The following is a 12,205-nucleotide window of genomic DNA, read 5'->3' on the forward strand; positions in this document are numbered from 1 at the left end:
GAGCTGCTTACGCAGCCCTGGCATACATCTGTTACCTGCTCCTTTCCTTTCTTCTGGCTATAATGGCTGCCAGCGTAATAACTGCTGCTACCGTAAGCAATGCCATACATGCCCCAAGGCTGTCCGCAAGGAAGTCTCCTGTCTTAGGTACTCCAGCAGAGCCGCCTGCTGTTGTTCCACCTGTATTCTTGGAGCCTGTTGGCGTATTGCCCTTATTGCCGCTGCCTGTGTTAGTCCCGCCTGCGTTATTACCGCCTGCGTTATTTCCACCTGCGTTATTGCCACCTGTGTTGTTTCCGCCTGTATTGTTTCCGTCTCCTTTACCATCATCCGGGGCTGCTTTCTCTTTCAATCCCAGCGCATATACGGTAAGGCTATCTGCTTTAAAGGTCACCTGGCCTTCCCCTGCTGTTACAGTAATATAAGCAACATCGCCATTTTCCTGATACTGACCCACCATGATTTCCTTTCCTGACAGATTGCTGTCTGTCTTTAAGGTAATGGTAAATCCGCCCTGTGGCGTCCATGCCTGTTGTGCATAGGCCTGCTTCTCTTCATCCCATACCACCTGGTATGCAGAAATGCGGATTGATTCTGCAATCTCTGCCTTTTTCTTTGACTGTAAAGCGTCTTTTAAGGCTTCATATTCTTTTCCAGATTTCTCCAGACTGATTTCAACTGTCACATCATAAGGAAGCTTTTCTGCAATGGATGCAAATTCATGCTTCTGAAGCAATTCTGCTTTTGCTCCCTGTATGCGTTCCGGCAATGCTGCCAGAGCTGTTTTCAGGTCTGCTGACACCAGATTCTTTGCAGTGACAGAAGCGTCAGCCAGAGCTTTTTCTGCTGTCTTTACTGCTTCTACCGTACCGTCCGCAGTCAGACTTTCTTCTGCCCGGTTCAGCGCCTCCTGAATCACCTTCTCTACAGCCACTGCTTCTTCTTTCGCCTTATCATAGTTTGCAATCAGAAGTTCTACGGTATCTACCTCAGCCATACGGAGCACATAATTCTGTGCATCACTGTTCAGGTTCTCATAAGCAGTCCTGATAGCGCTGACTGCTGCCTGGGCTGCTTCCCTCTCTTCGTCTGAGGTAATAGAAGAAGGAAGTGCTCCAATCATCTGATCCACTGCCTGGGCGTTTGCCAGGTCTGTATGAACCCTTAAAATTTCTGCTTCTATCTGCTGTCTCTTCTCTGCAAATCCTTCCAGGCTGTTCAGATAACTCTGTGCCGCCTCATTGCTTTCATACTGTTCTATCAGCGCCTGTGCTTTCTCCAGATTTGCTTTCGCTACATTGATATCCGCATTAGTCAGTGGCAGCTCCAGAGCCATGACCTTCTGTACAAATACAGACAGAACTGCTTCTATATAGCCGCTGTAAGTCTCTGCTGTCTGCACGTCCAGATAATAGTTATTCATAGCCTCTTCTCCGGCTATTTCCCCTACTTTTGCCTTCTGCTCATTTGTCAGAGCTTCATAGGTAGTCTGCGCTTCCAAAATACTATTTAACTGCTCTTCTGTCATAACAATGTCAGAACCATCCTCTGCTGTTCCCGTAATCGTATCATTAGGCGGAAGCGCCAGGATTTTATCTGCTGCGTCCTTGGCAACCAGTTCTGTGTACATAGCTTCTGCCCGGAACAAAATATCACTGTTTGTCACACGATTGCCAAGACCTGCCGCATCCACCTGGTCATACAGCGCCCTTACACTGGCAAGGAACTCTCCATCTTCCAAGGACACATGGATCTCTCCATTCTCATCCACCAACTTGTTGATATTGTCAATCACATTCTGGACGGCTGCGTTGTCCTTCAATTCCTGAACCGCCGCTACTGCCTGCTCCAGCTTTTCCTTATATCCTTCTTTTAAAAGCTCCTGCTTCGCTTCTCCAAGGGCATCGTATGCCTGCTTCGCTTCTATGACTGCCGCTTCATCTTCCAGACTATCGACGGTTCCAATGGCGTCAATCAGCGCCTCGACCTTTTCCGCATCCTTCAAATCCTCAATTCTCTGTACAATAGCGTCAATCTGGTCTGCATTCTCCAGGGCGTCATACATGTCCTGTCGCAGCGCTTTAATCTGCTGTTGGAGCGCTTTTGCCTCTTCCTCCTGCGCAGTAGTCAGATTTTCCAGCGGCAGAAGTCCATTGAGTTTTTCCTGGATTTGGGCAACCGTTGCTTTATCTGCTGCCAACGCCTTACTTGCGGCTTCCAGGACAGACGCATTTTCTACTTGTTTCTTCTGTTCCTCTGACAGTGCGTCAAATGCAGCCTGTGCCGCCTGAATCGCCGCTTCTTTCTCCAGAGTTACCTCACCAATGGCAGCAATCAAAGCCTCTGTATCTGCTACCGGTTTCAAAGGAGCATAAGCTGTTTCCGCCTTGGTCAGTGTTTCCGGGTAGCGTACCGGCATGGATTTTTGTTCTGCTTCGTTCAGCGCATCATAAGCAGTTCTGGCGGTTTCAATGGCTTTACCGCTTTCCTTATTTACTGTTCCGATAGCATCAATCGCTTTTATCGTTGCTGCTACCGCTTCTGTACCGGTCCATGGCTGTGTGGTATGAAGATCAAATACAAAGGTCTTCTCTCCCTTATTCTCCAAAAATGCCTTATACGCTGACAGGGCACGAAATGCCTGCTCTGTAGCCATACCATTTTTTCCCTGACCCTGGATATGTTCAAAGGTTCCATCCTCCAGCATGAAATAATCAATCAGTACGTCCACCAGTCCCAGACCAGAATCTGAGGTAAAGGCCTCCGCTTTATTCGGATCCCTTCCCAGAGAGCAAAGAGCTACAATCCACTGGGATATGGTTTCTGAACTGTAATATCCATATCCGGAATAAGGCACCAGACCGGTGGCTTTATTCTGAACACTGGAAAGATAGCCTAATGCTTTATCCACTGATGCAGTAATCTCTTTATTTTCCCCATACCAGGTAGAAAATGCCTGAATGGACATGGCTGTTCCATCTGTGCCGCCGGTATGACTGTCAATATATTCTCCTGTGTCCTTCTGATTCTTGCTCAGTTCCAGGGCTCTTTCCAGCACCAGGTCCTCTCCCAGATAACTGCGGAAGTTGTCGTCCGCTAAAGCCCACAGACTTGAAAAATTATTCAGGAAATCTTCCTGTACCAGGTTTACCGTTTTGTCACCTACTGGAAACATGGAAAGCTCATCCAGGGTATAGCCTACGCTCAAAAGTCCCATAACAGCCTTTTCCTGGAAATATCCACCATGATTGTCCCATTTAGAAATCAGTTCCTGTAATCCTTTGCTGTTCAGATAGCTTTCTTTGGTAATTCCCAATGCTTCCAGATTCTCACCATAGGTCTTCAGTTCCATAATCGTCCAGACAGCATCTACACTGTTTAAGGTTGAGCCGCTGGAGACTAACCCACGATAAAATTCTGCTGTTTTTTCTGCCCGCTTCAGCAGTTCCTCCTGCGAATGCTTCTGCAAAACCTGAATCGTATAAACACCATCCTGATAAAGATCAGAATCTGCATCCGCAGTAGTATAAATCTTAAGCAGCGGCTGACCGCCATCTGTAATAGGTACCGTTATTTTCCCATTTTTAGGAACATCCTGTTTCTCTCCCTTATCAATCTGATATTGAATAGAAGTGCTATTTTCCGATCCTGATACCCGCACAACGATTTCTTCTGTCTTTTGATCTACCGCAACCGAATAGTCATAGGTCTCTGGTGCAAAATTTTCAAAAGGCTTGTAAGTGCCTGTAACAGTTATATTTTCCAGCGGCGCATTACCTTTGATACGTGTAATTGTAAAGGAATACGTACTTGAAGCTTGGTCAAATTCACATCCCTTCTTGGGAACAGTTTCCAGTTGCACACGTTTGCTTGTCCCTACCTTTTCTAACCCCGGAATGGTTATCCGTCCTTCTGAATCCGGATAGATTGGCTCTCCACCGTCAATCTTACATTCTACGCTTCCTCCCAGATGGTAATCTACTGCTGTAGTCATGGTGATATCTTTCCCATTTTTAACATTTGGGTAATACCAGAAAGTATTTTTGTCAAACTGAACTTCCCCTCCATTTGTATCGGTTGCATTACTAATTTTTACTGAATCCAGAAGCAGTTTTTCTCTTACAGTCTGTGTAACGCCTCCGAAAAACCAGGATTTATCCCCCTTTGCCAGCTTCTCTGCATCTCTTCCGTATGGCCACCTTACCGTTTTATCCTCCGACTCAGCCGTTTCAACATGAAACTCTGTACCATCTGCTTTATAATACTTACCGTCCTTTTCTTTTAAAACAATATATACAAAGGGATATCCTTCATATTCACCAGAATAATGTTCTTCTGGTAAAACAAAGACAAACTCCTTGCTCTCTCCTCCTTGAATCAGCCCAGCCTCATCAAGTCTCTTCGGATTATTCATATTTGTAATCTCATCCTCCTTAAACTTACGGTAATATACCGCATAGCCTTCTTTCGGAGATATGCTTAACGTTACCGGACCCCCTTTTTTTTCAACTATAGTATCATAAGTACCACTGTAGCCTACATATCCATCTTCTTTCACTTCACATTCCGGTGATTCAATCTTGAGAACAGAGGACCATTTCATATTCTCATCTATGTCATCTCCGGCCTTAACATTCGTCACGTCCCAAAACAGGATTCCTGTCATCATAAAAAAACAGAGCAACAATGCCCTTGGGAACACTACCTTTATTCTCATATTCATCTTCCTTTTCTCTTTTTACTTTATAAAATTCTCACACATTTCCTCTCTCCATTGCCAGGGAACCGCAGAACCTGTATAAAATTTCTTTTTCTCCTGAAAAGGGAGAATTCCCTTTTAACAATTATTCAAAACGTGGAATAATTGCTTAAGAGAATTCTCCACAGGCAAACCGATTTTTAAATCTTACTTCAAAATATTTGACAACTCATCAATTTTTTTCGTGAGACCATTCTTCTGGAAATAAGAAGAGGTATATCCCTCTCCATCATCCTTCTTATTAATAGCGTCATAATACTGCTGTCCTTTAGCCTGTACACTGGCATCAGGAGAAGCAAGCGCCTGATCAATCAAATCAAGAAAGGTAAGGTCAAGTGCCGGATAGTCCTTATTAGGTCCAGGAATATAGCTTCCAGTATCAATATCATAAGAACCAGTAATGGTAAATCTGAAATCAACATCGTCCTGGTCCGTAACAGACTGTAGTCCTAAGGAAGTAGAAGGATACACTCCATTTACACTGCCCATCCATCCGCTCTGTACAGCTCCCATTCCAATTAGTAAGCGGCTAGGATCTGTCACTTCCGGTCCCTGGTTGCCAATTGCAGTCACATAGTCCCCATACTCACTGTCCACAACGGTATAGGAAAAGTTGGTCTGATTGGAAGATGCAGCTTTTAAAGCGTCCAGCATATCAATCTTTCCATTGTTATCCAGGTCTGTTACCTTAACGTTTTCAAAGGTTGTAACAGCTCCAGTAATTCCGGCACCCTCAGCCACCTTAGTCTCCAGGGCAAGCGCACGAGTGTCAATGGTTACGTCGCAGGTAACGGTTCCTCCTGCGTCAGCCATAACCGATGTTGCCATTCCAAACATCATGATTCCTGCTAATCCCAATGCCAAAATTCGTTTCTTCATAATACGAACTCCTTTCTCCGCATCTCTGTGCGTATTTTGATTTATTACAACAAAACACTCTGTTTTGCTATAAACGCTTCCGATATCCATATAAAAAGCACCGTACTTCCTATTGGAAATCGGTGCAAACGTATTTATGCACTGCCCTCATCCGGGAATGCCGGATTGGATCACTGAAATAGAGTATCCTGGCTAACGCTTCGGATTGAAACATCCATCGTCCGTTTCCTACCTTCCCATGATTTCTCACAGTGGATGACTTTCGTCCACACAGATTGCTCTGTGCTTTGGAACGGCATAACGCTTACAGTACCGTTTCTGTGCGGGGTCTCTCACCCCATTCCTCCTTCCGCAATGGTGCATTGCGGCCATTTCAGTTTTTGATTCAATTTTTATAACGCCTGTTTTCCAGAAGCTCCTGGATTTTTTCACAAAAAAAGAAACCTCTCCGTATCTGTAGAGAGATTTCTATCTTCACAGCAACCTACTATGCACTGCCCTCTACGGATTGACGGATTTCACACCGTATTCCATGAGACAGTAGGTCTGCCGGGCTTTACCGGACGTCAGGATGTACTCCTGCCTGGCTCCGGGATTTCACCGGATTTCCTCTTAGTGCTGCACATAGTACGCAACTATTTCATGTTCTATTATTTAGATTTTCTAAAAAAACTTTATTTTTTCTTTTTCTCTGAATTTATCTTTAGAATAATACAAAATATCTGAATTGTCAACAGTGAATTTCAGCCTTACCTTTCCTTTTTTTTAATTTTAGTCGAATGATATCAAAAAGTTTCAACAGCAAAAAAACAATTAAAAAATTTAATATTGCGCCTAATGGATTATAGGAAAATACAGGATGAAGATAAGTCGGATATTCACTTAGATGCATAATAACCACAAAAAAGGGACACCCCCATACAATTTCTTCTATGTATTCTCCATTTATTTGTTGCAAATTAAGTTCACAAAACATATTGATTGTTGAACCTGCAAGCAGAATAACAAGAGACAGCAAACTAATTATAAATGTAGATTTCCAACGATACTTCAACGTATCACCTCCCTCTCACAGATACTCCACCTGTATCTCATGCTTCCTTGCATATGCTTCCATACCGCTTCCCTTGTAACAGCGTATGGTACAGTTTTTGTTTGTAATCCAGTCGCCCACATACTTCGGGTCATGATGAATCTCCAGAATCTTTAATCGATCACACCCATGGAACGCCCATTTTTCTATGGTAGTAACACTGGACGGTATACATACATACTCCAGCTTTTTACATTTCAAAAAGGCGCTGTCCCCTATGTATTCTAATCCTTTTGGCAGCGCTAACTCTTTAAATCCGCATTGGTAGAAGCCTTTGCTTTCGATTCTTCTCAGGGTTTCCGGCAGTACAAGGGTCTCCAGGCTGTCACATTTATAAAAAGCTTCTTCTTTGATTTCCTCCAGTTTTTCTGGTAAAAGCACTGTGCTTAAATTACGACACTCTGCAAATACTTGTCGTGACATCACTTTACAATTTTTATTTTCAGGAAATACTGCCTTTTGAAGTCTTTTGCATTTTAAAAATGCAGCTTCTCCAACCTGGCGCAGACAAGGGGAAAAAACAGCCTCCTTCAGATTGCTACAATTTGCAAACGCTTCTTTACCAATCAAATTTGCTTTAGCAAAGTTAGCGTTTTTCATTGCTGTACATCCAAACAATGCCTGCCGCTCAATGGCAATAATACTGGTAAGGTCCAGTTTTTTCAGCTTAATATTATTTTTCAGCGCTTCTTTTGCCAGAACAGTATACCTGGAATTCACCACATATTCCTCCTGCACTTCTTTTAAAGCATTTGACCTGCTCAAAACTCTGTAAACCATACCCTTTCTCCTATCTACCCCAAATATCTTATACACATTTTACTTTTCCACCCTATCATATAGCTGATATAGTGCATTTGCCCATGAGCCACAGCTTTGCTGTAATCTTTTCCTAAGCTCCGGCTCTACTTTCTTCCTATCCGGCATCTTTCCGGTTTCTTTCCAAATTTTATATAGAGTCTCCAGATCTTTTTCTATCTGAGAATCCCTATTTAGCACCTTGTAATAGCAATGTCTGAAGTCCCTTTGATGATGTTTGACATCCTCCTTCATTTCTTTTCCCAGTTCTATACCAGAAAAAGAATGTCTTTGCTTTGAAGGCTCCATTCCTATCTGATAAAGTGCATTCCTGTAGCTTCCAAATTTCTCAATCAACCGTTTTTTTGTTTTTTCCGGAAGTTCCTGTTTAAAAGGAGCTCTATGTAATTGCCTTGCAATCTCCTGTACCACAGCTAACTCCTGTCTATCTGCTTCTTCTAAATCTTCTACTTTATAAACCGCATATTTTTGAAAAAACTCCTCGTCAATTCCTGCTTCTAAAATCACCTGTCCCCAGTTGCTTGCATATTTTGCAATCTGGTTGCTTAACTCCGGCATTTCCTGAGGATGTGGGATTCTGCATAAATCTTTCGCCTTATTTCTGACTTCAGAAAGCAACATCTGATACTCTTCCTGCTCTTTCCTGACTTTAGCCAGCGGCTTTCCTCCCTTGCCTGCCGCCTTGCTGAGTCCTGCCGCCTGCAAAGCATAGGGCCATTTTTGAAACCGTTCCTTTATGTAATCTCTCCAAACCCAGAATATTTCTTTCTGCGAAGGAGATCGTCCAAACTCTTCTGCTTTTTCCTTCAAAATCTGAAGCAACGCTTCATCCTCTATCTGTTCATAAAACGCTCTTCCTTCCTCTGTCTCAAGTGAATATTTCTGATAAATTTCACACTGGGGATTTTCCATTCCATAATTTGTGTCTTTACATTCTTTTGCCATTTGCATCAGTTTTTCCAATTTTTTCCTCCATTCTCCACACAAAAAAAATGCTTACTCTCTACAGAATAAACATTTTTACAAACCAATGTAAACAGACTACGCTTCTATACAGAACTACTTTTCCCTGATACGATTCCTGCTGACTTATGCCCTGCATTTACAGCAATTCGTGCCGGACTTTCACCGGACTTTTGAATTAAGAGTCTCTGCTTTTGCATCCCTCATCGCATCTGTTTTTTGTATGAAATTTTTTGTGGATTTCCCTGTTTCCCGGTCACGGGTCTTGTTTTCTGCGGAGGATGCATTGCCCTGTACGTTGCGGAGTTACAAGGTCAATTTTTGTTTGTAACAGAAATAACAAAATCAGGAAACCGGGGATTTCCACCTGCCATTTAATCATGCATAATTCTATAAGTTCAGGTTCTTCCCCTTTCACATTCCATAAAAAAATCCGCCTCCTACAAGAAACTGTACAAAAGCGGACACCTCTGCTGCCCCTAAACAGCAGGTGGGAGTAAACTTTGCACGGAAGTTTTTGCCTTACTACTATTAAGCAGGTTTCCTGACTCATGGTTCTTTGCTCTACTACTCCTTCTCATACTACTACGTCGTAATACAATGGATTCCCTGTAGTGTTGCTCCCCAAATACAGTGACCGGATCGCTCAGGATTCACACCTGATTCCCTTTTCACCAGTATTCTTCTGAATACGGATGCACTTAATAGGCTTATGGAATTATACAAGTGTATTCTAACACCTGACACCTTCTACAGTCAAGCATTTTCTTAGTTTTCTTTAATGGCAGCACTGTTCCAAAATTTCAGTGAGCGCATTTTTACTGCTGGTATGACAGCGCACCACATCTGTTCGTGTGCTATCCACCTCATCCAATGCTGTTTTCACCATTTTATGAGATACTGTATTGGTAAATAAAACCAACAAGTCCGGACATCCAATCTGTTTATTAAAATCTGCCCTCATCTGGGTAAATACTTTTACTTTACACTGATAATTTTTACATATTTTCTTATACTGGGCTACCATTCGGTCATGTCCGCCTACGATTACAACACTCATTCACATGCCTCCTTTTTAAAATTAGTTTTAACTAACCAACTAATATCAATTTACTCTGACTCCACATGATTGTCAATTCTTGTTTTCCACATGACAGCTACAGGAATGACCTTCCTTTTTATTGCAAGCGCCTCCAAAAGGGCAGCCAATACATTTCGATCCGTTTTTTTTCGCCTTCCTGATATAAGATACTGCCAGTCCAACTGCCAGAATCAACACCGCAATTACAATAATATCTGCCATAATTTTTCCTCTCTTTCTTCTGAAACCCCTTATAATTAATTATTTATTTCTTTAATTAGTTTATACTAACTCCCTATGTTTTGTCAATACTGCTTTTGATTTTCATAAAATTTTTATTCTATAGCTGTCTTATGATAAATATTGCATTTATCGGCTCAAAATGATAACATATCAGTAAATGAGGAGGAACAGAGTATGGGATATGTAAGTCATAAATCAGAAGAATCCATGGAAGACTACCTGGAGACTATTTATGTATTGCGGAAGCGTTTGCCGGTAGTCCGCTCCATTGACATAGCTACAGAACTGGGATATTCAAAACCCAGCGTCAGCGTTGCCATGAAAAATTTAAAAACCAGGGGATTTGTTACGGTTTCCCAGGAAGGTTATATTTCCTTTACAGAACAGGGAGAAGCCCTTGCCTCACAAACCTTTGAGCGGCATACAGTTATCCGTGACTGGCTTATAAGTCTTGGAGTAAATGAGGAAACTGCTTCTGAAGATGCCTGCAAAATAGAACATGACATGAGCAGCGAAACCTTTCAGGCCCTGAAAAAACGTAAGCGCACCATAGCCGGTACTGCTAATTGATTAGCCGCTCCAAAAGAGCGGCATTATTTTTAGTCTATTTTCTGCATTCCACTGGCAGTTTAGCTGACCAAGGGAGCAAATCTTCACAGAAACTTGTATCATGATCATCCATGTGTTTTGGAATCTCCGTCAAAAGATATTCGAAATAATTGTAAGGCTTTAAATGATTAGCCTTTGCAGTTTCAGCAATGCTATAAATAATTGCGCTGGCTTCTGCTCCTGCAATGGTATCAATCATCACCCAGTTTTTCTTCCCTACACAGAATGGTCGAATCGCCTGTTCCGCAGCATTATTGTCAATTGGAACTTCCCCATCTTCCAGAAAAGTTCTCAAATATTTTTCTTGATTTATGGAATAAGTAAATCCATTTGCAGTTTTACTTTTCGGTGGAACAGACATGAGATTCTGTTTTACCCATGCAAAATAAGCATCAACTAATGGTTTCACAGTCAGTTGACGATGTTTCAGGCGTTCTTCAGAATCCATCTTCTCAAGTTTGTTTTCCTCACGATAAATCGCTTGGATCTGCTTCAATGCCAGATATGCCAAAGACATTTTTCGATTCGCCTTTGGAAGGGCTTTAACAGCTTCATCATACCTCCGTCTCGAATGAGCCCAGCATCCAGCTATTTTCAGGTCTTCACGCTCTTTTTCAATCGTATGGTAGACCTGATATCCATCCGTCAGACAGACTCCTTGAAAATCTTTCAGGAACTTCCTTGGATGACTTGCATTACGAGAGGGCTGATATTCGTACAGGACAATCTGATTGTTCAGATACATTTTTCCTGTTCGGTACACCCACATATAATGCTTGTTTCCGGTTGTGCGGTTTTCCTTTGAAACGAGAACCGGAGTTTCATCTGCTTGAAGCACATGATAATCATATAGTTTTTCATGCAGATAATCATAAAAGATAGAGAGATATCTCTCTGCACATAGAATTGTCCAATGAGCCATATCCGCACGATCAATATTAAGACCCAATCGCTGGAATTCCTGTTCCTGACGATAGAGCGGTGCCGCGTTCACATATTTCGCATTCCAAATACCAGCAAGTAAAGATGGTGAAACAAGACTATTTCTCAGTAAATAAGCAGGATGATCCGCCTTTTTAAAACGGTTCTCCTTTTTGGACTTATACACAGCGACATGATGTTCCTCGATTTCAACCTTCATTGGTGTGAAACGATAACGATGATATATTTCATCCTCCAACTGATACCAGCCATCCTCACCAAATTCAGCTGCTAATTCTTCCTCTGTCATTTTGTGTTCAACTGGAATGATGGGAAGATCTTTGATATCAGCAGCTCGTTTTCCCTTTACTTTTTTACCTCTTGGTTTTACAGATTCTTCTGTCTCATCAAGAGCAGCAACTGCTTCTGCTTCATTAAAATAAATGATATTACCATCAACTTCTAAGAAGCAGATTTGGTTATCTACTTCCAGTTTCTCAGATGATTTCCCAAAGCGATTATTGTTCATTACAGCAATCTGTTCCAATAACAACTGCAGTTTCTGATCAATATCTTTCAGCTGTGATTGTTGTGCCAAAAACAGCTGGATCACTGTTGTTTTATCAAAATTATTCAGTTGTTCTTCTGTATATTCTATCGCCATAATGTACCTCTTTTCTGAGGTCTATTATAACAGATACGAGCAAAAATTGCGAATGCCACTCTGTTTTGAATTCGGCATATTGCCTATAATTCTAAGCTCCTACAAAGAAAGTGCAGACCTCAAAAAACAACGCTTTTTTTGAAATGATTGAAACAAATTACAACTGCGTAAAAG

General features: G+C 42.0%; 9 protein-coding genes and 2 riboswitches. Of the genes, 1 reads left to right on the forward strand and 8 read right to left on the reverse strand.

What is annotated here, in order from left to right; genetic code table 11:
• Positions 1 to 31: 31 nt before the first annotated feature.
• The 7 genes from BQ7352_RS01690 to BQ7352_RS01720 all read right to left on the reverse strand — a co-directional run bounded on the left by BQ7352_RS01690 (position 32) and on the right by BQ7352_RS01720 (position 9,816).
• On the reverse strand, positions 32 to 4,717 hold the full coding sequence (locus tag BQ7352_RS01690) for a cadherin-like beta sandwich domain-containing protein (protein WP_072446452.1): 4,686 nt from the start codon (positions 4,715 to 4,717) through the stop codon (positions 32 to 34).
• Positions 4,718 to 4,906: 189 nt separating this feature from the next.
• Positions 4,907 to 5,638, reverse strand: coding sequence for a DUF4430 domain-containing protein (locus tag BQ7352_RS01695; protein WP_159430624.1), 732 nt, complete (start codon positions 5,636 to 5,638; stop codon positions 4,907 to 4,909).
• A gap of 163 nt (positions 5,639 to 5,801) precedes the next feature.
• Positions 5,802 to 6,026, reverse strand: a riboswitch (cobalamin riboswitch).
• A 342-nt stretch (positions 6,027 to 6,368) separates the two neighbouring features.
• The gene (locus tag BQ7352_RS01700; protein WP_072446457.1) at positions 6,369 to 6,692 is read right to left on the reverse strand and encodes a hypothetical protein; all 324 of its coding nucleotides are present in this window, start codon (positions 6,690 to 6,692) and stop codon (positions 6,369 to 6,371) included.
• Between the two features lie 15 nt (positions 6,693 to 6,707).
• The gene (locus BQ7352_RS01705; RefSeq protein ID WP_072446459.1) at positions 6,708 to 7,511 is read right to left on the reverse strand and encodes a leucine-rich repeat domain-containing protein; all 804 of its coding nucleotides are present in this window, start codon (positions 7,509 to 7,511) and stop codon (positions 6,708 to 6,710) included.
• A 39-nt stretch (positions 7,512 to 7,550) separates the two neighbouring features.
• A complete protein-coding gene (locus tag BQ7352_RS01710) occupies positions 7,551 to 8,513 on the reverse strand; it encodes a homing endonuclease associated repeat-containing protein (RefSeq protein ID WP_072446461.1) in 963 nt (320 codons plus the stop codon).
• A 517-nt stretch (positions 8,514 to 9,030) separates the two neighbouring features.
• Positions 9,031 to 9,233: riboswitch (cobalamin riboswitch) on the reverse strand.
• 58 nt (positions 9,234 to 9,291) lie between these two features.
• Positions 9,292 to 9,573, reverse strand: a complete 282-nt coding sequence (locus BQ7352_RS01715) for a DUF2325 domain-containing protein (protein WP_072446463.1) — start codon at positions 9,571 to 9,573, stop codon at positions 9,292 to 9,294.
• 72 nt (positions 9,574 to 9,645) lie between these two features.
• The gene (locus BQ7352_RS01720; protein ID WP_072446465.1) at positions 9,646 to 9,816 is read right to left on the reverse strand and encodes a FeoB-associated Cys-rich membrane protein; all 171 of its coding nucleotides are present in this window, start codon (positions 9,814 to 9,816) and stop codon (positions 9,646 to 9,648) included.
• 195 nt (positions 9,817 to 10,011) lie between these two features.
• Between BQ7352_RS01720 and BQ7352_RS01725 the strand changes: the two genes are divergently transcribed.
• The gene (locus BQ7352_RS01725) at positions 10,012 to 10,407 is read left to right on the forward strand and encodes a metal-dependent transcriptional regulator (RefSeq protein ID WP_072446467.1); all 396 of its coding nucleotides are present in this window, start codon (positions 10,012 to 10,014) and stop codon (positions 10,405 to 10,407) included.
• A 34-nt stretch (positions 10,408 to 10,441) separates the two neighbouring features.
• Here the strand turns inward: BQ7352_RS01725 and tnpC are convergent, their stop codons facing one another.
• Complete coding sequence (gene tnpC, locus BQ7352_RS01730; RefSeq protein WP_055154302.1) at positions 10,442 to 12,031, reverse strand: IS66 family transposase; 1,590 nt, start codon at positions 12,029 to 12,031, stop codon at positions 10,442 to 10,444.
• Positions 12,032 to 12,205 lie beyond the last annotated feature (174 nt).

The organism is Blautia sp. Marseille-P3201T (genome assembly GCF_900120295.1).
GTDB lineage: Bacteria > Bacillota > Clostridia > Lachnospirales > Lachnospiraceae > Blautia.

Bases quoted from the DNA above. Each gene is read 5' to 3' on its own strand.
- BQ7352_RS01725 (WP_072446467.1), top strand. From the start codon at position 10,012: ATGGGATATGTAAGTCATAAATCAGAAGAATCCATGGAAGACTACCTG.
- BQ7352_RS01720 (WP_072446465.1), bottom strand. From the start codon at position 9,816: ATGGCAGATATTATTGTAATTGCGGTGTTGATTCTGGCAGTTGGACTG.
- BQ7352_RS01695 (WP_159430624.1), bottom strand. From the start codon at position 5,638: ATGAAGAAACGAATTTTGGCATTGGGATTAGCAGGAATCATGATGTTT.
- BQ7352_RS01690 (WP_072446452.1), bottom strand. From the start codon at position 4,717: ATGAGAATAAAGGTAGTGTTCCCAAGGGCATTGTTGCTCTGTTTTTTT.
- BQ7352_RS01715 (WP_072446463.1), bottom strand. From the start codon at position 9,573: ATGAGTGTTGTAATCGTAGGCGGACATGACCGAATGGTAGCCCAGTAT.
- BQ7352_RS01705 (WP_072446459.1), bottom strand. From the start codon at position 7,511: ATGGTTTACAGAGTTTTGAGCAGGTCAAATGCTTTAAAAGAAGTGCAG.
- tnpC (WP_055154302.1), bottom strand. From the start codon at position 12,031: ATGGCGATAGAATATACAGAAGAACAACTGAATAATTTTGATAAAACA.